This is a genomic window from Tepidibacter sp. (genome assembly GCF_025210165.1).
Lineage (GTDB): Bacteria > Bacillota > Clostridia > Peptostreptococcales > Peptostreptococcaceae > Tepidibacter_A.
On record NZ_JAOASI010000029.1, the window covers coordinates 1 to 22,844 of the forward strand.

Genomic DNA, 22,844 nt, shown 5'->3' on the forward strand with positions numbered 1-22,844 from the left:
AAAAATAAGCACTTTATAAAGTGCTTATTTTTCTTCTGTATCTTTCTTTTCAGTTTCTTTCTTTACAGGCTTTTCAATCAATGCTTTTCTTGAAAGATTTATTCTTCCTTGCTTATCTATTTCAGTTACTTTAACTTTTACTATATCCCCTATTTTTAGAACATCTTCAACTTTTTCTACTCTTTCATGAGCTATATTAGATATATGAATTAAACCTTCTTTTTTAGGTAATATTTCTACAAAAGCACCAAAATTCATTATTCTAGTCACTTTCCCTTCATATATTTCCCCTTCTTCAACTTCTTTAACAATAGTTAATATCATATCTTTTGCTCTTTGTCCTAATTCTTTATCTGGAGACATTATAAATACTTCTCCATCTTTTTCTATATCTATTTTAACTCCTGTTTCTTCTATTATATTAGTTATAGTCTTTCCACCAGGTCCTATAACATCTCTAACCTTATCTGGGTGTATTGTTAATTTTACTATTCTAGGAGCATATTCAGACATCTCTTCTCTATGAGTATCTATTGTCTTTTTCATTTCATTTAATATATGGATTCTACCTTCTTTAGCTTGTGCAAGTGCAGTTTTTAGTATCTCTTTATCTATACCAGCTATTTTTATATCCATTTGTATAGCTGTTATTCCATTTGGAGTACCTGCTACTTTAAAGTCCATATCTCCTAAAAAATCTTCCATCCCTTGTATATCAGATAGAATTGCTATGTTTTCATTTTCTTTTATAAGACCCATTGCTATACCTGCTACCATGTCTTTTATAGGAACTCCTGCATCAAGTAATGATAATGTACTACCACAAACACTTGCTTGAGATGTAGATCCATTAGAGCTTAACACTTCTGATACTAATCTTATTGTATATGGGAACTCTTCTTTACTTGGAATCATAGGTTCTAATGCTCTTTCTGCAAGTGCTCCATGTCCTATCTCTCTTCTTCCAGGACCTCTTAATGGTCTTGTTTCTCCTACACTATAAGCAGGGAAATTATAATGATGCATATATCTTTTATCTTCTTCATCTTCAAGTCCATCTATTATTTGTACATCACCTAATGCTCCAAGAGTTGCTACAGTTAAAACTTGTGTTTGTCCTCTTGTGAAAAGTCCTGAACCATGAGTTCTTGGAAGAACTCCAGCCTCTGACCATATAGCTCTTATTTCATCTGATTTTCTATTATCAGGTCTTATTTTTTCATTTACAATCATATCTCTTACTAACTCTTTTATGATACTATGTAAAACAGCATCCACATCTTTAATATTCTCTGGATACATTTCTTCAAAATGAGACAAAGTATCTTCTTTAACTTTTGCCATATTTTCAGCTCTTTCAAGCTTTTCAACTGTTTTTATAGCTTGTCTCATATTTTCACAAGCATATTCTCTAACAGCTGCTTCAACAAGCTCATCTGGTTTATATAAAATAACATCTTGCTTTTCTTTGCCGACCTCTTCTACTATTTTTTCAATAAATGCAACTATCTCTTTTATCTGCTCGTGAGCAAACATAATAGCATCTAGCATTAAATCTTCGCTTACTTCATTAGATCCTGCTTCAACCATCATAATAGCATCTTTAGTTCCAGATACCACTAGATTTAATTGGCTTTCTTTTTTTTGCTCTACAGTAGGATTAACCACAAACTCACCATCTATTAATCCTATGCATATAGATCCAGTTGGCCCATTAAATGGTATATCTGATATCGAAAGAGCAACAGATGAACCAATCATTGCCACTATATCAGTTGGACAATTAGGGTCTGTAGACATTACAGTTGTTACAACTTGTACATCATTTCTGTATCCCTTTGGAAATAAAGGTCTAATAGGTCTATCTATTAATCTAGATGTTAAAATGGCCTTTTCTGATGGTCTTCCTTCTCTTTTTATAAATCCTCCAGGTATTTTACCTACCGAGTAAAGTCTTTCCTCATAATCAACGCTAAGTGGGAAAAAATCGATTCCCTCTCTTGGTTGAGAAGATGCACATGCATTTACAAGTACAACACTATCACCATACTTGATCATACAACTTCCATTTGACATTTCACATACTTTGCCTATCTCCACAGAAAGTTTTCTTCCTGCTAAATCCATTTCGAAATTTTTATACATAATTTGCCTCCTCTCATACGTAAAAGATACTACAAATTTTAATTTTAGTAAACAATTTTATTTAAAATATGCCATATATCTATCATTCCCTATTATAAATAAATTATAATTTATTATGTACTTAAAAAGAGCAGGTAAACCCTGCCCTTTATTATTTTCTTAATCCTAATTTTCCGATTAAAGTCTTATATCTGTCTAAATCTTTTCCTTTTAAGTACTTAAGTAAACGTCTTCTAGTTCCAACCATCTTTAAAAGACCTCTTCTTGAGTGGTGGTCCTTCTTGTGCATTTTTAAGTGATCATTTAACTCATTTATTCTAGTAGTAAGTAATGCTATTTGAACTTCTGGAGAACCAGTATCTCCCTCATGAGTTTTGTAAGTTTCGATTATTTCTTGTTTCTTAGTTCCTTGTAACATATTAAAAACACCTCCATATTTTTTATCACCTATTGCTAAGCATTCGTCGGTGAATCAAATGCCGAGCAATGGTTTTGACATTAATCATTGTAACATAAGTCGCTTTATAAGTAAACTAATTTTTGTAATCAATAAGAAATTATATTTTTTATATCCATATTCATTTGTTTTTTTAAATCCTGTATTGTATCAAACTTTATTTCATCTCTAATTCTTCTTGTAAAATTAATATATACTTCTTTTTTATATAAGTTTCCACTATATTCAAGTATATGTGTTTCAACTGTAAACTCGTTTTGTTTAACGGTTGGACTATATCCTACATTAGTTGCACCATCATATATTTTACCATCTATATTCACCTTTGTATGATACACTCCAGTCTTAGGAACTAATATATTTGAATCATACTTTAAATTAATAGTTGGAAATCCTAAATCTCTACCTATTTTTTTACCATGTACCACAATTCCTTTAATTTCATAATCTCTTCCCAAAACCTGTTTAACTTTATGCACATCACCAGTTTGTATTAAATTTCTTATGTAAGTACTGCTTATTCTTGTATTTTTTAAACAAATAGGATTCATAATTTTCACATCAAAACCATAAGTTTTTCCTATATTTTCTAGGAACCTAGCATTTCCACCTCGATTTTGACCAAATCTAAAATCATGACCTATAACGACTTGCTTTGCATGTAATTTATCCACAAGAATCTCTTGTATGTATTCTTGTGGATTTAAATTTATTATATATTCATTAAAAGGTACAGAAACTATTATATCTATTCCCATTTTGTTTATAATTTCATATTTTTCTTCTTTAGTAATTATGTTTTTAAGTTTATTTTTTTCAAAAAAATTAACAGGATGATTAGTAAATGTAAAAAGTACACTTTTCATTTTTTTATTTTTAGCTATTAATATAGTATCTTTTATTATTTTTTGATGTCCTTTATGTACTCCATCGAAATTTCCAATAGTTACAACAGTATCCTGTTTTATTTTTACATTTTTTAAATCTGTTATTATTTTCATCATACTCAGCTCCAATAATTAAATAAATAATTTATGGCTTTTTAACAACATATTATTATCTTGTATTTTTATTTTTCCAATTGCACAAAACTTATCATCTATATATACTTTCACAAGTTCTTCATCATTATATTTATGATTAATTATTAGACCTTTTTGATATATAGTATTTCCATTAGAAAATGCCTTGTATGCACTTTGCTTTACATCTATCCTCCTGTAATTTACAAGAGGATAGTCTATTCCTAATATATAGTATTGTAATTTAGATTCTTTAGATGCTTGTTCAAGTTCTTCTAGTGTATATGTATTTTTTATATCAAAATTCCCAGATTTAGTTCTAAGTAAAAAAGACATATGAGCACCAACTCCAAGTTCATCTCCTATATCCTTACAAAGACTTCTAATATATGTTCCTTTAGACACTGTTGCTTCAAATAACACTTTTTGATTATCTATGCTTTTTATTTTTATATCTTTTACTAATACTTTTCTTGATTTAATTTCAACATCAGTCTGTCCACTTCTTGCCAGTTCATATAACCTTTTACCATTAACCTTTATAGCCGAATATATAGGCGGTGTTTGAGTTATCTCGCCCTTAAACTTTTCAAATACACTGTATATATCTTCTTCTGTTATATGAGTTGGATCTTTTTTTTGTATAACTTTTCCAAAAGAATCATACGTGTCTGTTTGTATACCAAGTGTTAACTCTCCTATATAAGTTTTTTCCTTATTTAGTATAAGCTCAGCTATTTTTGTAGCCTTCCCAAGACATATAGGTAAAACACCAGATGCATTTGGATCTAATGTACCTGTATGTCCTACCTTTTTCATATTTGCAATTCTTCTAACCCTTGATACAACATCATGCGATGTCATACCTGTAGGCTTTAGTATATTAAGTATTCCATTCATATTATCACTCTCTTAAATATGCTTTATAACTTCTTTTATAATCATCTTTTTAGCATTCTCTAAAGAATCATTTATTGTGCATCCAGAAGCCCTTACGTGGCCTCCTCCTCCAAACACTTTTGCTATCTCACTTACATTAACATATGATTTTGACCTTAAACTTATTTTGATTTGATTAAATCTCTTTTGCTTAAATAAAATCCCAACTTCTACTCCACTTATATCTCTGGCATAATTTACAAATCCATCTACATCATTAAATGTTATATTATTGTTTTTAAACATTTGAGTAGTAAGTTCTATAGTTGCTATTTTATCTTTTATAACCTCTAATGTATTTAAAGATTCTCCTAGTATTTTAACATAGTTTACAGGATTATTTTGATATATACTTTGTATTATATCTTGTTTGTCTATTCCTATTGTTAGCAAGTTACCTGCCATTTCAAAACTACTAGGATTAGTATTTGAATACATAAAATTTCCTGTATCAGTTATAAGACCAGTATAAAGACAATTAGCTATTTTTTTGTCTATAATATTTTTATCTATTTTCATAAGCATTTCATATACAACTTCGCATGTAGATGAAGCTTTATCATCTACATAGTTTAAATCTGCATACAAATCATTACTTGCATGATGGTCTATATTTATTGTTACACTTGCTTTGTTTTTTATAGTATCATTACAGCAAAGTCTGTTCTTATCACCACAATCAAGTGATATAAGTATATAGTCTTTAGTATCTATTTCTTCTGATTTGTATATCTTAATGTCTTTGTATAAAAAAGATAAATTAGCTGGAAGATTATCATCTAATAAAAATACAGCTTCTTTATTCATACTTTTAAGTGCATAATATAACCCTATTGATGACCCTAAATTATCTCCATCTGGACTATAATGGGAAGTAATAATAAAATTATTACTTCCCATTATAGTATTTATTATATTATTCATTTATATCATCTTCTTTTTTTGAATTTACATCTTTGATTAAACTAGACATGTATACTCCTTTTTCAATTGAATCATCAAGTCTAAATATTATTTCAGGAGTATATCTTAGTTTAACTTGTTTTCCTATCTCTTTTCTAACAAATCCACTTGCACTTTTTAGTCCTTTTAGGGTTTCATCTTTATCTCCTGTAAGTACACTAATATATATATAAGCATACTTTAAATCAGAAGTTACATTAACATCTGTAATACTTACTAGAGAAGATATTCTAGGATCTTTTAGATCTTCTAAAAGTAATCTACTTACAACCTTTTTTATTTCTTCTCCTATTCTTCTTGTTCTAGAATATGATGCCATAGTATCTACAACCCTTCTATCTATTTTCTTTTTCCTTCATTATAAAGGCTTCTATTACATCGCCTTCTTTTAAATCATTAAAGTTATTTAATGCAAATCCACATTCATAACCTTTAGCTACTTCTTTAGCGTCATCTTTAAATCTCTTTAAAGAACTAAGTTCACCCTCATGCACAACTATTCCATCTCTTACTAGTCTTACTTGAGCATTTCTTGCTAATTTTCCTTGAGTCACATATGCACCAGCTATAGTTCCAACTCCAGACACTTTAAATGTAGCTCTAACTTCTGCTTTTCCTAATTCTTCCTCTACAAACTCAGGATCAAGCATGCCCTTCATTGCATCTTGTATATCTTCTATAGCTTTGTATATTACTCTATATGTTCTTAAATCAACTTTTTCTTTTTCAGCTACATCAGATGCAGCTCCAACTGGTCTTACATTAAATCCTATTATTATAGCATTAGAAGCACTAGCAAGCATTACATCAGATTCAGTTATTGCTCCAACAGCACCGTGAATAGCTCTTACAGTTACCTCTTCATTACTTAATTTTTCTAAAGACTGTTTTACAGCTTGAACTGAACCTTGAACATCTGCCTTTATTATTATATTAAGCTCTTTAACATCACCTTGTTCCATTTGTTTAAATAAATCATCTAGTGATACCTTTTGACTAGACTTCATTTGTTTTGCCCTAGCTTTATCTTTTCTCTTTTCTGCTATAGTTCTAGCCGTCTTATCATTTGCAACTACAACAAATTGATCTCCTGCTTGTGGAACTTCAGAAAGGCCAAGTATTTCAACTGGTATAGATGGTGATGCTTGTTTTACTCTTCTACCTAAATCATTTACCATTGCTCTTACTTTACCATGTGCACAACCAACTACAACTGCATCTCCAACTTTTAGTGTTCCATTTTTAACAAGCACAGTAGCTACCGGACCTCTTCCTTTATCAAGTTGAGCTTCTACAACAGTTCCTACTGCTTTTCTATTAGGATTAGCTTTTAATTCTTCCATTTCAGAAACTAATAAAACCATTTCTAATAATGTATCTATATTTTCATTTTTAAGAGCTGAAACTGGAACAGATATTATATCTCCTCCCCAGTCTTCAACTAAAAGTCCATGCTCAGTCAATTCTTGCTTTACTCTATCTTGGTTTGCTCCAACCTTATCTATTTTATTTATAGCTATTATTATAGGTACCTCTGCTGCTTTTGCATGATTTATAGCTTCTATTGTTTGAGGCATTATACCATCATCTGCCGCAACTACAAGTATAGCTACATCTGTAACCTGAGCCCCTCTTGCTCTCATAGATGTAAAGGCTTCATGACCAGGAGTATCTAAGAATACTATTTTCTTACCATCAACTTCTACTTCATAAGCTCCTATATGTTGAGTTATTCCTCCAGCTTCTTTATCTGTTACTCTAGTGTTTCTAATTGCATCAAGTAATGAAGTTTTACCGTGGTCAACATGTCCCATAACTGTTACAATAGGCGGTCTTGGCTTTAAATCTTCTGGTCTATCTTCTTCTATTACTATTTCATCTTCATCTTCTTCATCAGCATCTAATATAGCTTTAAATCCATAATCCATAGCTATACATTCTGCTGTGTCAAAATCCACCTCTTGATTTATGCTTGCCATTATTCCTAATTTTATAAGTTTAGTTATAACTTCTGTAGGGCTTTTCTCTATTAATTTTGATAAATCTTGAACTGTTATTTTATCTCCTATTTTAATTTCATCCATATTACTGTCTTCACTACTTACAGCTTCTTCACTTGAAAGTTCCATTATTAATTCTGCTTCTTCATCAGTTAAGGTACTCATATGATTTGCTACATTTATATCTAGCGATTCTAATTTTTCCATAATTTCCTTAGTTGACATTCCTAATTCTTGTGCTATTTGATAAACTCTTGTCTTTGACAAAAGCTTCACCCCCTACTAATTTCTTTTATTTTCATTGCAAATTGCTCACTTTTTATGCCTATTACTGCTCTACTACTTTTTCCTATACTTCTTCCTAATTCTTCCTTAGTAAAAGCTACTATATAAGGTACATCTCTATATTCAGATTTATCTTTAAAAAGCTTTTTCGTATTTTCCGATGCGTCATTTGCTATTATAATTAATTTTATTTTCCCTTTTTTAAGATCAGATAATGTAGTATCATCTCCAGAAACTAAGTTCCCACTTTTTAAGACAATTCCTAATAACGAAAGAATTTTATTGTTCATATTTTTCTATTTCCTCCGATAAATTATCATATACTTCTTTTGGTATTTCTAATTTAAAGGCTCTATTTAATGCCCTAGTTTTTATAGCCTTTTCTAAGCATTCTTTACTAGCACAAATATAAGCACCTCTACCATTAGCTTTACCTGTATTGTCTACAAATATTTCTCCATCTTTATTTTTTACTATTCTCATCAAGGCTTTTTTAGAATTTCTATCCTGACAACTTATACATTTACGCTGAGGTATTTTCTTTTTACTCAAGAATATCGCCTCCTCTTTTATTAATTATTAGCTTGACTTTCACTTTTTATATCTATTTTCCAGTTAGTAAGTTTTGCTGCAAGTCTAGCATTTTGTCCTTCTTTCCCTATAGCTAGCGATAATTGATAATCTGGAACTACAACCTTTGCACTCTTTTCCTGCTCATCTAATTCAACAGAAATTACTTTTGATGGGCTTAGTGCACTAGATATAAATTCAGCAGGGTTTTCACTGTATTTTATTATGTCTATTTTTTCTTCCTTTAACTCATCTACTATATTCTTTACTCTAGATCCTTTAGCACCAACACAAGCTCCTATTGAATCTACATTCTCATCTATAGAATGAACTGCCATTTTAGTTCTAGATCCGGCTTCTCTTGATATTGATTTTATTTGAACAACTCCATCATATATTTCAGGTACTTCTAATTCAAATAACCTTTTAATAAGTCCTGGATGACTTCTAGATAAAAGTATTTGAGGACCCTTTGTTGTCTTTTTAACTTCTAGTATATATGATTTTATTCTTTGACCAACTTCATACATTTCACCTGGTATCTGTTCAGTTTGATTTAATACTCCCTCTATCTTTCCAAGTGAAATATATACCAAGCCTTTGCTTACTCTAGCTACTATTCCTGTAACTATTTCAGTTTCTCTATTTATAAATTCTTCATATATAACGTCTCTTTCAGCCTCTCTAATTCTTTGAACAACAACCTGTTTAGCTGTTTGAGCCGCAATTCTTCCAAAGTTTTTAGGCGTAACTTCAAATTCAACCATATCCTCTAATTCATAATTTTTATTAAACTCTCTAGCCTCATCTATTGATATTTCTAAAAAATCGTCATATACATCATCAGATTCTACTACTCTTTTTTGAGAGTAAACTTTAACGTCACCATTATCCCTATCTATTTCTGTTCTAACATTTTGGCAAGAACCAAAATTTCTTTTATATGCCGAAACAAGTGCTGCTTCAATAGTGTCTATTAGTATCTCCTTAGAAACACCTTTTTCTTTTTCTAATTGCTCTAAAGCTTCTATGAATTCTAAATTCATTATTTCTCCTCCTTGTTAAAATTTTACAGACAATCTGATTATAGATACTTCTTTTTTATTGAATTCTAATATTTCATCTTTATCTGTTTTTATCTTTATTATTCCTTCAAATAACCCTTCAAGCTTTCCTTCAAATTGTTTTTGACCATTTATAGCTTTGTAAAGTTTTAGTTCAACATCTCTACCTTTATATCTATCAAAGTCTTTGTCCTTTTTTAATGGTCTATCAATTCCTGGTGATGAAACTTCTAAAAAATAGTTTTCTTTTATTGGATCTTTTTCATCTAATAACTCGCTCAGTTCTTCACTTACCATTTTGCAGTCATTTAATCCAATTCCGCCTTCTTTATCTATATACACTCTTAAATAATAATGTCCCGCTTCTTTAACGTACTCTACATCTATTAATTCAAAGTTATTTTTTTCAACTATTGGTAAGACTATTTCTTCTATTGTACTTTCAACGCTTCTTTTCATATATGTATACCTCCTTTATTTAGTTTTTAATATTTCCTATTTCTTGCTATAGTATAAAAGAAAGAGTGGGCATCATCCCCACTCTATATTTTAATAGTATATATATTTTTCTATAACAGTATACCATATAATGTTTTTTTGTGCAACTTATCACAAAAGAGAGAGCTGATTGGTTTCATCAAGATCTTTAATACACCCATGACCTTTTAATGTTTCAACTACAGTTTTTGAAATCTTAGTTCTTTTTCTCAAATCCTCTATAGAAAGAAATTCTTCCTTTTCTCTTTCTTTAGCTATATTAATAGCAGCATTAGCTCCAACTCCTTGAAGAGCTATTAGAGGTGGTAATAATTTTTCATCTATGATTTTAAACTTTTTAGCATCTGATTTGTAAAGATCTACTCTTGAAATTTCTATATTTCTTGCAAACATTTCTACAACAACCTCAAGCACTGTTAACATGCCTTTTTCCTTGGCAGTTACATTATTACCTAAACTTTCTATTTCTTTTATTTTATAAATAACCTCATCCTTACCTCTTATAACTAAATCTGCATCGAAATCTTCTGCTTTAGTAGTAAAGTAAGTAGCATAAAAGGAATGTGGATAATAAACCTTGCAATACGCTATTCTAAATGACATCATAACATAAGCTACCGCATGTGCTTTTGGAAACATATATTTAATCTTATTGCACGAATCTATATACCATTGGGGTACCTCATTATTCTTCATCTCTTCTTCGTCTTCTGAGGTTAATCCTTTACCTTTTCTAACCTTCTCCATTATCTTAAATGAAAGCTTTGGCTTTAAACCTTTAAATATAAGGTAGTTCATTATATCATCTCTTGTTGATATAACATCTTTTAGTGTAACAACCCCATCTCTAACTAAGTCCTGAGCATTATTAAGCCAAACATCTGTCCCATGTGATAATCCAGATATTCTTACAAGTTCTCCAAAGGTTGTAGGCTGAGTATCTGTAAGCATCTGTCTTACAAATTTAGTTCCAAATTCAGGTATACCAAGACTGCCTATAGTACAATTAATTTCTTCACTAGTAACTCCTAAAGCCTCTGTAGATGTAAATATAGACATTGTCTTTTGATCATCAAGAGGTATTTTAGTAGCATTAATTCCTGTTATATCCTCTATCATTCTTATTATAGTAGGAACGTCGTGCCCTAGTATATCAAGCTTTAGAATTCTTCCACTTATTGAGTGATAGTCAAAATGTGTCGTTATAACTCCTGATGTAGAATCATTAGCTGGATATTGAATAGGTGAAAAATCATATATTTCTTTATAATGAGGTACAACCATTACGCCACCAGGATGCTGACCAGATGTCCTTTTAATCCCAGTACATCCTTTAGATAATCTATTTATTTCAGCTGATGTAGTTTTTATCTCATTTTCTTCAATATACTTCTTTGCAAATCCATAAGCTGTTTTATCAGCTATTGTTCCTATTGTTCCAGCTCTATATACATATCCTTCCCCAAATAGTATTTCTGTATACTTATGTGCATTTGGCTGATATTCTCCAGCAAAGTTAAGGTCAATATCAGGTTCTTTATCTCCCTCAAAACCTAAAAAAACTTCAAAAGGTATATCATGTCCATCTTTTATATAAGGTATTTTGCAAATAGGACACTCTTTATCAGGTAAATCAGCTCCCGATGTATAACTCCCAGTTTCAAAAAATTCAGATCCTAAACATTTTTCACATCTATAATGAGCCGGTAAAGGATTAACCTCTGTTATATCACTCATTGTAGCTACAAATGACGAACCAACCGAACCTCTTGATCCAACTAAATATCCATCTTGTAAAGATTTTGTAACAAGTTTTTGTGATATTATATATAAGACTGCATATCCATTACTTATTATAGAATTTAGCTCTCTTTCTAGTCGTTTTTCAACAACCTCGGGAAGTTTTTCGCCATACATACCGTGAGCCTTTTTGTAACACATTTCTCTAAGATCTTCCTCTGACCCTTCTATAACAGGAGTACACGTTTCATCTGGTATAGGTTTTATTTCTTCTATTAAATCTGCTATTTTATTTGTATTAGTTATAACCACTTCTTTAGCTAATCCATCCCCTAGATAGCTAAATTCATCCAACATATTGTCTGTTGTTCTAAAGTAAAGAGGAACTTCCTCATTAGCACTTTTAAATCCTTGAGAATGCTTTAGTATTTTCCTATATACTTCATCATGCGGATCTATGAAATGAACATCTCCTGTTGCCACAACTAATTTATCATATTTTTTACCAAGTTCTATAATTTTTCTATTTATATCTTTAAGTTCATCATAATCTTTAACAATTTCTTTTTCTATCATGAACTTATTATTATCGAGTGGCATTATTTCTAGATAGTCATATAGTTCTAGTATTTCCTCTATTTCATATTCTTCTTTATTTTTAAGTATACTTTGATATACCTCTCCATTTTCACATGCAGATCCTATTAAAAGTCCTTCTCTATATTCTTTCAAGACACTCTTTGGTATTCTAGGAGTTTTATAAAAATATTCTATATGTGATTTTGATATTAGCTTATATAAATTTTTAAGACCTGTATAATTTTTAACCAATATAGTTATATGGTTACTTCTTATTTTCTTAAAATCAGCAACTTTGAATAATTCGTTAACTTGATGCAAATGAGTAGCACCTTTTTCTTTTAACATATCTAGAAATTTTATAAATATATTTGCAGTAGCTTCAGCATCATCTACTGCTCTATGATGATTTTCAAGAGAAACTTTAAGTGCCTTAGCCACGGTGTTTAGCTTGTACCTCTTGATATTTAAAAGTAATTCTTTAGCAAGATTTATAGTGTCAACATATATATTATTAAAATCTAAAGACATTCTTTTGCAATTTTCTCTTATAAAACCTATATCAAACTCAGCATTATGAGCAACTAGCACACTATCTTTTATAAAATCTAGAAAATCAGGCAATACTTGCTCAATTATTCTCTCATTCTTAACCATGTCATTAGTTATACCCGTAAGTTCTTGAACTTTATGTGGTATTGGCTTCTCAGGATTTACTAAGACACTAAATCTATCTATAATCTCATAATTTTCTATTTTAACAGCACCAATTTCTGTTATCTTATCATTTTTATTTGAAAAACCTGTTGTTTCAAGATCAAACACTACAAAAGTTTGACTTAAAGGTAATTTATTAGGATTTTTTATAACAGGCTTAGTATCATCTACTAAATATCCTTCTACACCATAAATAGCCTTAACACCATGCTTTTTAGATGCATCCATCGCTTCTGGAAAAGCTTGAACTATACCATGATCAGTAATGGCTATAGCTTTATGTCCCCATTTTGCAGCTCTTTGAATTACCTTTGATACTGATGTTACTGCATCCATTGCAGACATTTGAGAATGCAAGTGTAATTCAACCCTTTTCTTATCACTTCTATCACGTTTTTCTTTTTTCTTTGACTTTTGTATATCTGAAATATTCACAATCAATTCCTGAGAATAATTATCAAACAAAGCATTCCCTCTAATTTTTAAATAGGACCCTTTACTTATATTATCTACTACACCATCTTTATTATTTTCTCTTAAAAATAATTTACATTTTATAGAGCTTGTATAATCTGTTATAGAAATAGTTAATAGAGTTCTACCTCCCTTTAACTCTCTATTTTCAACATCAAATACTTCTCCTTTTATACATACTCTTCCCGTCTCTGGAGTTACATTTTTAATAATTTCAATAGAATCATTAATCCCTTTGCCATATATAAGGTCTGTTTCCTCTTTTTCGTACCTATCGTTACTACTTTTAGTTTCAATTGTTTCAGGTTTTGGACTTGATATAATCCTATTCGACAGTATATTATCTGTCTCTTCATCTTTTTTAGTTATATATTCTCTTAAATTCATATTAGATTTGTTCTTAAGATCAAATTTAACACTTAAATCAAAGCCTAATTCCTCATTTATCATAGTTTTTATAGAATACGCAGCCATCTTTGACTCTAATATTTTATGTATTATTTCATTTTCTATCTTTATAGCTAAGCATTTATCTATATATTTCCATTTAATTTTTTCATTAGATGTTATAGATGGCACCATAGACTTCATTATAAACTCTATATTATTCCAGTATTTATTTATAACAGTATTTACATCATCTTCAATATCCGTATATCTAATTTTGAATTTCACATCATTAAAAAAGGTAAGTTCATTCTTTATCTTATCTTCTATATCTCTAAGTTCAGATATTCTGAGTATTTTTTTTGATTCTAAATAAAAATATACAATCTTATCTTCTTTAAAATAAACTATATTTTTCAATAAAATGTGTTCATATTTCTTATCTAAGTTTTTATATACTCCTATTTTCTCTAGATATTTTTTTATACTATCCATAACTCCTCCTAGACAGTTTTAATCTTTTTTAAAGCTTCAATATATAGATTAACAATGAAAATTCTAGACTAAAAAGTCTAGAATTTTTCTATTTCACTTATTAATTCATTTACTAAATCATCACTCTTTATTTTTTTTACAATTTCACCTTTTTTAAATAAAATTGCATTTTCATTTCCACCAGCTATACCAATATCAGCTTCCCTTGCCTCTCCAGGTCCATTAACAGCACATCCCATTATAGCTACAGTCATCTTTTTATCTATATCTTTTATTTCTTCTTCAACCTTTGATGCTATATTTATTAAATCTATATTGCATCTTCCACAAGTTGGGCAAGATATAACCTTAATCCCTTCCTCTAATAGTCCTATAGATTTTAAAATTTCTTTACCTACAAATATTTCTTCTTTAGGATCTCCAGTTAAAGATACCCTTATAGTATCACCTATTCCTTCAAGTAATAAATATCCTATTCCTATAGATGATTTAATTGTTCCTTTTTTTATACTTCCAGATTCTGTTATACCAATATGAAGTGGATAATCTACCTTTTCAGACATAAGTTCATATGCCTTTATAGTGGTATGTATATCACTAGACTTTAAAGATATAACTATATTATAAAAATCCATACCCTCCAAAATTCTTATATGTCTCATTGCACTTTCTACTAAAGCATCTGGTGTAGCCTTTTTATACTTTTCAAGTAAATCTTTTTCTAAAGATCCTCCATTCACACCTATTCTTATTTTTATATTTTTTTCTTTAGCTTTTTCAACTACCATTCTTACTCTTTGAGTACTTCCTATATTTCCAGGATTTATTCTAAGTCCATCCACCCCTTGATTTATAGCTTCAAGGGCTAATCTATAATCAAAATGTATATCTGCTATAATAGGTATGTTTATAGTTTTTTTTATTTCACCCAACTTTAAAGCTGCATCCATATCAGGAACAGCAACTCTAACTATATCACAACCTACTTTTTCAAGGTCTTTTATTTGATTTATCGTAGCTTCTACATTTCTGGTATCCGTATTAGTCATTGACTGAATAGATATAGGATTATTTCCTCCTATCTTAACATCACCACAATAAACCTCTTTTGTTAATTTTCTCAAAAAATCACCTTCTATTTAATTATTCTAGATACATCGTTATAAATCGTAAATACCATTAAAAGCATCAATGCAACAAATCCTATAAAATGTATAGATCCTTCTTTTTCTGGATCCATTTTCTTTCCTCTAATAAGTTCTATAAGCAAGAATACAATTCGTCCTCCATCTAAAGCTGGTACAGGAAGTAAATTAAATAATCCTAAATTTATGCTTATAACAGCTGCTAAGAATATAACATTTACTACTCCCGCATCTGCGGCTTTTCCTACCACATTTATTATACCTACAGGACCTGCAACTTCATCTTTTGATACATTTCCCTTTATAGCTTTTCCCAGGAAATCTATCATTTGCCCTAATATAGAAAATGTTTGCTTTACAGCATATTTAAAAGATGATACTATATTTTTTTCATATCTAGGCTCTATACCTATCATTTTTTTGCCATCGTCATATTTAGGTGTAATATTATATTCCAGTACATCCCCATCTCTTTTTACATGAATTTTTATAGTATCGGTAGTAGAAGAGGATATTGTTTTTCTTATATCATACCAATTTTTTATACTAGAATTGTTTATTTTTAATATCTTATCTCCCTCTTTAATTCCAGCTTGCTGAGCTGGTAAGTTATCAATAGTGTTTTCTATAATAGTTCCTGGAACTCCCTTATACATAAACATTATTGTGAATAGTAATATAGCTAGCATAAAGTTCATTAAAGGCCCAGCAAATACTATACTTATCTTTTGAAATATATTTTTATTATTAAAACTTCTAGGATCACTAGATTCTTCATCTTCCCCTTCCATTCTAACGTATCCACCTATAGGTAATACTCTAAGTGAATATTCTGTTTCATAACCCTTATATGAATAAATTTTAGGTCCCATTCCTATAGCAAATTCATGTATCTTAACCCCTGATTTTTTAGCAACTATAAAATGACCAAACTCATGAAATAAAACAAGTATTCCAAATACTATAAGCGCTATAATAATAGATATTATCATATTCATATTTTCACCTTCCTATTTTATTACTTAAGGTATTAAAATTTTTTGTTTTGTGAATAACATTGATTGAACAAGTGTACTTACAACTATTTTTGAGCAACGGAGCCTGTAAGGATCGCTGGCGACATGAGTCACCGCGTTAGCGAGTAGACGAATTTTTTATACTCTCTTTTACAAATTCTCTACTCCAATCATCTATATATAATATTTCTTCTAATGTAGGTTCTTTTATGCTAGAATGCTTTTCCAACGCTTTTTCTATATACATAGGTATATCATAAAACTTAATTTTATCATTTAAAAATTCACTCACCAAAATTTCATTAGCTGCATTTAAAACAGTAGAATAAGTTCCACCTTTTTCTAAACATTCATAAGCAAGCTTTAAGCATGGGAAAGTATTAATATCTGGCTTTTCAAATGTTAAGGAACTTATATTTGCAAGGTCTAACCTTTCATAGTCATTATATATTCTATCAGGATATGAAAGTGCATACTGTATAGGAAGCTTCATATCAGGATTACCAAGTTGAGCTATAACTGACCCATCTATAAACTGTACCATAGAATGTACTATACTTTGAGGATGCACTAATACATCTATATCACTTGAATCAACTCCAAATAACCACTTTGCTTCTATAACTTCCAGCCCTTTATTCATCAAAGTAGCTGAATCTATGCTTATTTTTCTTCCCATACTCCAGTTAGGATGTTTTAAGGCTTCATTCTTAGTTACATTTATAAGTTGTTCTTTTGTTTTATTTCTAAAAGGTCCTCCTGAGGCTGTTAATATTATTTTTTCAATTTCTTTATTTTTTTCTCCATTTAAGCATTGGAATATAGCACAGTGTTCACTGTCAACCGGAAGAATATTAACTCCCATTTTTTTTGCTTCATTCATAACTAATCTACCTGCAGTCACAAGTGTTTCTTTATTTGCAAGTGCTATTGTTTTTCTGTATTTAATAGCTTCTAAAGTAGGAACCAGTCCTATCATTCCTACAAGAGCTGTTAAAACTATATCTACACCATCTAAAGATGCTATGGTTCTTAAACCCTCCATTCCTGAATATATATCTACTCCTAATTCCTTTGGTAAAATTTCTTTTAACTCATCAGCTTTATCTTTATTATAAACAGCAACTACTTTTGGTCTAAACTCTATTATTTGCTTTTTTAGCATATCTATACTAGTATTTACAGCCAAAGCCTCTATTTTAAATTTTTCCTTATTATTTCTAACAACATCTAAAGCCTGTGTACCTATAGATCCTGTTGATCCTAAAATAGATATTTTTTTCATATTTTTCACCCCTTATTAAACAGCGTAATATAATAGCCTCAGAAAACTCTGAAGCTCTAAATTTAAATTTATTCTTTTAGTTTATCCGAAAGCTAAGAGTTCTAACACTCCATCCTCTTCAGGTTAGAGATGAGAACTCTACAACTTCTGGATAAGTTTCACTTGATACAAAAGTATATATAATAATAAACAAAAGGAGCTGTTAAAATTATACTATCAAATCTATCTAATATACCTCCATGTCCAGGTATTAATTTTCCATAATCCTTAACTTCTAAAAACCTTTTTATTGAAGATGCAAATAAATCTCCAATTTGAGCTATCATACTTCCTATAAGTCCTATTATTCCCATATGTATCAAATCAAACCCAAATATATATCCAAATACAATACAAGATAAAGAACTTCCGATAACTCCTCCTATACTTCCCTCTATAGTCTTCTTAGGACTAACCTTAGGTATTAATTTATGCTTACCAAAGAAATAACCACTAAAATAAGCGAATGTATCCGTCATCCATGCTATTACAAAAATCAAATATATGTAATTATAATTTGAAAATTTCGAAATCAATATAATATGGTTCAAAAGATATGGTATGTATATTATCCCAAGAAAAGTTATACTCATATCAATAATATTATACTTTCTCATAACAAGTAATATACATAATATAAAAAAAACAATAAAAAAACTACATGCTATATATCTACTATCTATTTTTGAAATTGATCCAAAATAAATACTTAAAGTTGATAAATACCCTAACCAACTAACTGAATTCAAATTTTTTTCTCTAAAAGCATCGTAAAATTCTTTTATAGCAATTAATGAAATAACTGTAACCCCTAAATACAAAGGAATTCCTCCATTAATTAAGATAATTACTAAAACTGGCAGTAATATTATCGAAGATACTATTCTAACAAACATATAAATCCTCCTATTTAAGTCCTCCAAATCTTCTTTCCCTACTTTGATAGTCCAAAATAAGTTTATGTAAATTTTCTTTTCTAAAGTCTGGCCAGTATATATCAGAAAACCAAAATTCAGAATAAGCTATTTCCCACAATAAAAAGTTACTAACTCTATATTCTCCACTAGGTCTAACTAATATATCAGGATCTGGTAATGATTTGGTACTTAAATAATTTCTAATAAATTCTTCATCAACATCATCTATATCAATTCTATTATTTTTATAATCTTTAAGTATATTAACAATAGCATTTTTTATATCATTTCTACTTCCATAATTTAAAGCCAATGTAAGTGTCAGCCCTGTATTGTCTTTAGTAACTTCTTTTGATTTTTGAATTTCCTCAATAGCAGCATTGGGCAAATAACTTATATCTCCTATAGTATTAAAGATAACATTATTCTCATGTAACTCTTTTATTTCTTTTTTTAAATATTGTATTAATAAATTCATAAGTGCACTCACTTCATCTTTAGGTCTCTTCCAATTTTCTGTAGAAAAAGCATACAATGTCAAATACTTAATCCCTAAACTACTACATTCCTTAACAATTTCTCTTATTGTTTCAACTCCAGCCTTATGTCCAAACGTTCTAGGTAAAAACCTTTTCTTAGCCCATCGCCCGTTTCCATCCATTATAATAGCTATGTGATTTGGTATATTATTTTTATCTATATAGTTTAATGTATTTTTCTCCATGTTTTCCTCCAATCAAATATTTTTCTAACTCCTTATAATAAGGAGTTAGAAAAATATGTGACAACAAGTTCTATATAATTATTTGATTCTTTAATATTGACAACTCTAGGACATACTAATAACTCTTTATCCTTATGTCCATTAGTCTCTTTTATTATATACTTTATATTTTTATTTTCAAGTACTTGTTTTGCTTTTGAAAGTTCAATTCCAAATAAATCAAAATAATTCAAACTAAACCTCCATTATTTCCTTTTCTTTCTTAGCTAAAAGTTCATCTGCTAATTTTATATTTTTATCAGTTATTTTTTGAACTTCATCTTGTGCCTTTTTCAAATCATCTTCTGTTATTTCAGAATCCTTTTGCATTTTCTTTAATTTATCATTAGCATCTCTTCTTTCATTTCTAAGAGCTACTTTAGCATTTTCTGATGTTTTACTAGCAAGTTTAAATAAATCTTTTCTTCTTTCTTCTGTAAGTTGAGGAATTACTATTCTTATCATCTTACCATCATTAGTAGGGTTAAATCCTAAATCAGCAAGTTGAATAGCCTTTTCAATACTTCCAAGAGCAGACATATCCCAAGGCTGTATAACTAAACATCTAGGTTCTGGAGCAGATACTGTAGCTACTTGTTTAAGTGGAGTCTGAGCTCCATAATAATCAACCATAACTCTATCAAGCATTCCAGGGTTAGCTCTTCCAGCTCTTATTACTCCTAATTCTTCTTTTAAAACAGACATTGTTTTTCCCATTTTTTCTTCTAAAACCTTATGAACTTCTAATTTCATTATTATTCCTCCTCTACTATAGTTCCTATCTTCTTTCCTTGAACCACATCAATTATATTTTTAGAATTATTTAATCCAAATACCCTTATAGGTATTTTATTATCCATACATAAAGAAGTTGCAGTTGAATCCATAACTTTAAGGCCTCTTTTAAGCACTTCCATATATGAAAGCGTATCAAACTTTTTAGCTTCTGGATTTATCATAGGATCACTATCGTATACACCATCTACTTTTTTTGCTAAAAGTATAACTTCTGCTTCTATTTCTGCTGCTCTTAATGCCGCTGCCGTATCAGTTGAAAAATAAGGATTTCCAGTTCCAGATGCAAATATAACAACTCTACCTTTTTCCAAATGTCTCATAGCTTTTCTTCTTATGTATGGTTCTGCAATTTGTCTCATCTCGATAGCATTTTGGACTCTAGTTAAAACCCCTATATTTTCTAGTGCATCTTGCATAGCTAAAGAATTCATAACAGTAGCAAGCATTCCTATATGATCAGCAGTAGTTCTATCCATACCTTCACTAGTTCTACCTCTCCAGAAATTACCACCTCCTACAACAATAGCAACTTCAACTCCCATTTCATGTAATTCCTTTATAGATAATGCTATTTCATTTACAACTTCATTATTTATTCCAGTTTTCATTTCTCCAGCTAAAGCTTCTCCACTTAACTTTAATAGTACCCTTTTATATATAGGTTTATCCATAAACAAAGTCCCCCATTCAATATTCTTCTAAAAAAGAGAACACAAAAGTGTTCTCTTTTTATATTATTTAAGTTGCTTAGCAACCTCTTCTGCAAAGTTTTCTTCTTTCTTTTCTATACCTTCTCCAACTTCAAATCTCATAACGTTAGCTACTTTAATTTCAGTACTTAATTTAGTAGCAACCTCTTTAATAAGCTTTTCAACTGTTAAATCAGGATTCTTTACGAATGTTTGATTAAGTAGGCATACTTCTTGTAATTGCTTATTTAATCTTCCAACTACCATTTTTTCAACTATTTGAGCTGGTTTTCCTTCATTTAAAGCTTGTTGCTTTAATATTTCTGTTTCATGAGCTATGTAAGCTTCATCAACATCATCTCTTGATATATATTTAGGATTCATAGCAGCAACTTGCATAGCTATGTCTTTTCCTAAAGTTATAACTTCTTCAGAATCAGATGCTGTTTCTAGAGCAACTAATACTCCTATTTTTCCACCACCATGAATATATCCTGCAATTTGTCCGTTCTCAACTTCAAACTTTTCAAATCTTCTTACATTCATGTTTTCTCCGATAGTCGCTATCTTAGAGTTAAGTGCTTCTTGAACTGTTTCTTCTGAATCTATATATTTTTGAGTCATTAAAGATTCAATATCAGTATTATCTGTTTTTAATACAGTAACAGCAACATCCTTAACAAACTTTTTAAAATCATCGTTTTTAGCAACGAAATCTGTTTCTGAGTTAACTTCAACTATAGATGCTACTTTATTGTCATCAGACATACACATATCTACTAAACCTTCAGCAGCTACTCTTCCTGATTTTTTAGCAGCTTTAGCAAGTCCCTTTTCTCTTAATAAATCTATCGCTTTTTCCATATCTCCATCAACTTCAGTTAAAGCCTTTTTACAATCCATCATTCCTGCACCAGTTTTTACTCTGATTTCTTTTACCATTGCAGCTGTAATTGCCATAAAATCGCCTCCCATATATTATTAAAGGTAAGGAACCAAGTTCCTTACCAGTTTATTGTTCTTGTACTTCTTCTTGCTCTTCCTCTATAACTTGTCTTCCTTCTACTATTGCATTAGCCATTGCAGCAGTTATCAATTTAACGGCTCTTATAGCATCATCATTACCTGGAATTGCATAGTCTACTTCTTCTGGATCACAGTTAGTATCAACTATAGCAACAACTGGAATACCTAATCTATGAGCTTCTTGTATAGCTATTTTTTCTTTTCTTGGATCAACTATAAATAAAGCTCCTGGTAATTCAGGCATTTCTTTGATTCCATTTAAGTATTTTTCTAGTTTTTCTTTTTCATGCTTTAACTTTATAACTTCTTTTTTAGGAAGAACTTCAAATACTCCTTCTTCTTCCATTTTTTCTAATTCTACTAATTTTTTGATTCTGTTTTTGATAGTTTTGTGGTTTGTTAACATTCCACCTAACCATCTCTCATTTACATAGTACATTCCAACTCTTTCTGCTTCATCTTTTATAGCATCTTGAGCTTGTTTCTTAGTTCCAACAAATAATATTGGCTTCCCAGTCTCAGCAACTTCTTTAACAAACTTATAAGCTTCCTCAACCTTTTTAACTGTCTTTTGTAAATCGATGATGTATATTCCATTTCTCTCAGTAAATATATACTTAGACATCTTAGGATTCCATCTTCTTGTTTGGTGTCCAAAGTGTACACCAGCTTCTAATAATTGTTTCATTGATATAACTGCCATTTACAGCACCTCCTATGGTTTTTTCCTCCGATTTAGTCATTTTCTTAAAAAACCCAAATAGGCACCTTCTTAAGAATTCTAAATCGTGTGTAATATTTTCGCCTCTGATAGTATAGCATATAGTAATT

At 29.9% G+C, this 22,844-nt stretch carries 22 protein-coding genes; all 22 read right to left on the reverse strand.

Features of this window, described 5'->3' with window-relative positions; all coding sequences use genetic code 11:
• Window positions 1-24: 24 nt before the first annotated feature.
• The 22 genes from pnp to rpsB all read right to left on the reverse strand — a co-directional run bounded on the left by pnp (window position 25) and on the right by rpsB (window position 22,716).
• Window positions 25-2,145 carry a polyribonucleotide nucleotidyltransferase gene (gene pnp, locus N4A48_RS04180; RefSeq protein ID WP_293664548.1) on the reverse strand — a complete coding sequence of 707 codons (2,121 nt, stop codon included), beginning with the start codon at window positions 2,143-2,145 and terminating at the stop codon, window positions 25-27.
• Window positions 2,146-2,296: 151 nt separating this feature from the next.
• On the reverse strand, window positions 2,297-2,563 hold the full coding sequence (gene rpsO, locus N4A48_RS04185; protein WP_293664549.1) for a 30S ribosomal protein S15: 267 nt from the start codon (window positions 2,561-2,563) through the stop codon (window positions 2,297-2,299).
• 128 nt (window positions 2,564-2,691) lie between these two features.
• The gene (locus N4A48_RS04190) at window positions 2,692-3,606 is read right to left on the reverse strand and encodes a bifunctional riboflavin kinase/FAD synthetase (RefSeq protein ID WP_293664550.1); all 915 of its coding nucleotides are present in this window, start codon (window positions 3,604-3,606) and stop codon (window positions 2,692-2,694) included.
• 15 nt (window positions 3,607-3,621) lie between these two features.
• Window positions 3,622-4,524 (reverse strand): tRNA pseudouridine(55) synthase TruB, encoded by a 903-nt coding sequence (gene truB, locus N4A48_RS04195; protein ID WP_293664551.1) that lies wholly within the window; start codon window positions 4,522-4,524, stop codon window positions 3,622-3,624.
• Window positions 4,525-4,536: 12 nt separating this feature from the next.
• Window positions 4,537-5,487, reverse strand: a complete 951-nt coding sequence (locus tag N4A48_RS04200; RefSeq protein WP_293664552.1) for a DHH family phosphoesterase — start codon at window positions 5,485-5,487, stop codon at window positions 4,537-4,539.
• Complete coding sequence (rbfA, locus tag N4A48_RS04205; protein ID WP_293664553.1) at window positions 5,480-5,845, reverse strand: 30S ribosome-binding factor RbfA; 366 nt, start codon at window positions 5,843-5,845, stop codon at window positions 5,480-5,482. The genes N4A48_RS04200 and rbfA overlap by 8 nt, the downstream gene beginning before the upstream one ends.
• A gap of 16 nt (window positions 5,846-5,861) precedes the next feature.
• Complete coding sequence (gene infB / locus N4A48_RS04210) at window positions 5,862-7,793, reverse strand: translation initiation factor IF-2 (protein WP_293664554.1); 1,932 nt, start codon at window positions 7,791-7,793, stop codon at window positions 5,862-5,864.
• 5 nt (window positions 7,794-7,798) lie between these two features.
• Complete coding sequence (locus N4A48_RS04215) at window positions 7,799-8,101, reverse strand: L7Ae/L30e/S12e/Gadd45 family ribosomal protein (protein WP_293664555.1); 303 nt, start codon at window positions 8,099-8,101, stop codon at window positions 7,799-7,801.
• Window positions 8,091-8,363 (reverse strand): RNase P modulator RnpM, encoded by a 273-nt coding sequence (rnpM, locus tag N4A48_RS04220; RefSeq protein ID WP_293664556.1) that lies wholly within the window; start codon window positions 8,361-8,363, stop codon window positions 8,091-8,093. The genes N4A48_RS04215 and rnpM overlap by 11 nt, the downstream gene beginning before the upstream one ends.
• A gap of 20 nt (window positions 8,364-8,383) precedes the next feature.
• Window positions 8,384-9,427 carry a transcription termination factor NusA gene (gene nusA, locus N4A48_RS04225; RefSeq protein ID WP_293664557.1) on the reverse strand — a complete coding sequence of 348 codons (1,044 nt, stop codon included), beginning with the start codon at window positions 9,425-9,427 and terminating at the stop codon, window positions 8,384-8,386.
• Between the two features lie 15 nt (window positions 9,428-9,442).
• Window positions 9,443-9,904 carry a ribosome maturation factor RimP gene (gene rimP, locus N4A48_RS04230; protein WP_293664558.1) on the reverse strand — a complete coding sequence of 154 codons (462 nt, stop codon included), beginning with the start codon at window positions 9,902-9,904 and terminating at the stop codon, window positions 9,443-9,445.
• Between the two features lie 150 nt (window positions 9,905-10,054).
• A complete protein-coding gene (locus N4A48_RS04235; RefSeq protein WP_293664559.1) occupies window positions 10,055-14,335 on the reverse strand; it encodes a PolC-type DNA polymerase III in 4,281 nt (1,426 codons plus the stop codon).
• A 77-nt stretch (window positions 14,336-14,412) separates the two neighbouring features.
• On the reverse strand, window positions 14,413-15,459 hold the full coding sequence (gene ispG, locus N4A48_RS04240; RefSeq protein WP_293664561.1) for a flavodoxin-dependent (E)-4-hydroxy-3-methylbut-2-enyl-diphosphate synthase: 1,047 nt from the start codon (window positions 15,457-15,459) through the stop codon (window positions 14,413-14,415).
• A gap of 11 nt (window positions 15,460-15,470) precedes the next feature.
• Window positions 15,471-16,478: an RIP metalloprotease RseP gene (gene rseP, locus N4A48_RS04245; RefSeq protein ID WP_293664562.1), complete on the reverse strand. Its 1,008-nt coding sequence runs from the start codon at window positions 16,476-16,478 to the stop codon at window positions 15,471-15,473.
• Window positions 16,479-16,614: 136 nt separating this feature from the next.
• The gene (locus N4A48_RS04250; RefSeq protein WP_293664563.1) at window positions 16,615-17,781 is read right to left on the reverse strand and encodes a 1-deoxy-D-xylulose-5-phosphate reductoisomerase; all 1,167 of its coding nucleotides are present in this window, start codon (window positions 17,779-17,781) and stop codon (window positions 16,615-16,617) included.
• A gap of 158 nt (window positions 17,782-17,939) precedes the next feature.
• Window positions 17,940-18,716 (reverse strand): phosphatidate cytidylyltransferase, encoded by a 777-nt coding sequence (locus tag N4A48_RS04255; protein WP_293664564.1) that lies wholly within the window; start codon window positions 18,714-18,716, stop codon window positions 17,940-17,942.
• Window positions 18,717-18,726: 10 nt separating this feature from the next.
• Entirely contained in the window at window positions 18,727-19,461 is a 735-nt protein-coding gene (locus N4A48_RS04260; protein WP_293664565.1) for an isoprenyl transferase, read from the reverse strand.
• A gap of 32 nt (window positions 19,462-19,493) precedes the next feature.
• Window positions 19,494-19,694: a hypothetical protein gene (locus tag N4A48_RS04265; protein ID WP_293664566.1), complete on the reverse strand. Its 201-nt coding sequence runs from the start codon at window positions 19,692-19,694 to the stop codon at window positions 19,494-19,496.
• 1 nt (window position 19,695) lies between these two features.
• The gene (gene frr, locus N4A48_RS04270; RefSeq protein ID WP_293664567.1) at window positions 19,696-20,253 is read right to left on the reverse strand and encodes a ribosome recycling factor; all 558 of its coding nucleotides are present in this window, start codon (window positions 20,251-20,253) and stop codon (window positions 19,696-19,698) included.
• Between the two features lie 2 nt (window positions 20,254-20,255).
• Complete coding sequence (gene pyrH / locus N4A48_RS04275; protein ID WP_293664568.1) at window positions 20,256-20,969, reverse strand: UMP kinase; 714 nt, start codon at window positions 20,967-20,969, stop codon at window positions 20,256-20,258.
• A gap of 63 nt (window positions 20,970-21,032) precedes the next feature.
• A complete protein-coding gene (tsf, locus tag N4A48_RS04280; RefSeq protein WP_293664569.1) occupies window positions 21,033-21,947 on the reverse strand; it encodes a translation elongation factor Ts in 915 nt (304 codons plus the stop codon).
• Between the two features lie 52 nt (window positions 21,948-21,999).
• A complete protein-coding gene (rpsB, locus tag N4A48_RS04285) occupies window positions 22,000-22,716 on the reverse strand; it encodes a 30S ribosomal protein S2 (protein WP_293664570.1) in 717 nt (238 codons plus the stop codon).
• Window positions 22,717-22,844: the final 128 nt, after the last annotated feature.

Excerpts from the sequence above, each read along its gene's own strand:
- pnp (WP_293664548.1), bottom strand. The coding sequence starts at position 2,145 with ATGTATAAAAATTTCGAAATGGATTTAGCAGGAAGAAAACTTTCTGTG.
- rpsO (WP_293664549.1), bottom strand. The coding sequence starts at position 2,563 with ATGTTACAAGGAACTAAGAAACAAGAAATAATCGAAACTTACAAAACT.
- N4A48_RS04190 (WP_293664550.1), bottom strand. The coding sequence starts at position 3,606 with ATGATGAAAATAATAACAGATTTAAAAAATGTAAAAATAAAACAGGAT.
- truB (WP_293664551.1), bottom strand. The coding sequence starts at position 4,524 with ATGAATGGAATACTTAATATACTAAAGCCTACAGGTATGACATCGCAT.
- N4A48_RS04200 (WP_293664552.1), bottom strand. The coding sequence starts at position 5,487 with ATGAATAATATAATAAATACTATAATGGGAAGTAATAATTTTATTATT.
- rbfA (WP_293664553.1), bottom strand. The coding sequence starts at position 5,845 with ATGGCATCATATTCTAGAACAAGAAGAATAGGAGAAGAAATAAAAAAG.
- N4A48_RS04215 (WP_293664555.1), bottom strand. The coding sequence starts at position 8,101 with ATGAACAATAAAATTCTTTCGTTATTAGGAATTGTCTTAAAAAGTGGG.
- nusA (WP_293664557.1), bottom strand. The coding sequence starts at position 9,427 with ATGAATTTAGAATTCATAGAAGCTTTAGAGCAATTAGAAAAAGAAAAA.
- rimP (WP_293664558.1), bottom strand. The coding sequence starts at position 9,904 with ATGAAAAGAAGCGTTGAAAGTACAATAGAAGAAATAGTCTTACCAATA.
- N4A48_RS04235 (WP_293664559.1), bottom strand. The coding sequence starts at position 14,335 with ATGGATAGTATAAAAAAATATCTAGAGAAAATAGGAGTATATAAAAAC.
- rseP (WP_293664562.1), bottom strand. The coding sequence starts at position 16,478 with ATGAATATGATAATATCTATTATTATAGCGCTTATAGTATTTGGAATA.
- N4A48_RS04250 (WP_293664563.1), bottom strand. The coding sequence starts at position 17,781 with ATGAAAAAAATATCTATTTTAGGATCAACAGGATCTATAGGTACACAG.
- N4A48_RS04255 (WP_293664564.1), bottom strand. The coding sequence starts at position 18,716 with ATGTTTGTTAGAATAGTATCTTCGATAATATTACTGCCAGTTTTAGTA.
- N4A48_RS04260 (WP_293664565.1), bottom strand. The coding sequence starts at position 19,461 with ATGGAGAAAAATACATTAAACTATATAGATAAAAATAATATACCAAAT.
- frr (WP_293664567.1), bottom strand. The coding sequence starts at position 20,253 with ATGAAATTAGAAGTTCATAAGGTTTTAGAAGAAAAAATGGGAAAAACA.
- pyrH (WP_293664568.1), bottom strand. The coding sequence starts at position 20,969 with ATGGATAAACCTATATATAAAAGGGTACTATTAAAGTTAAGTGGAGAA.
- tsf (WP_293664569.1), bottom strand. The coding sequence starts at position 21,947 with ATGGCAATTACAGCTGCAATGGTAAAAGAAATCAGAGTAAAAACTGGT.
- rpsB (WP_293664570.1), bottom strand. The coding sequence starts at position 22,716 with ATGGCAGTTATATCAATGAAACAATTATTAGAAGCTGGTGTACACTTT.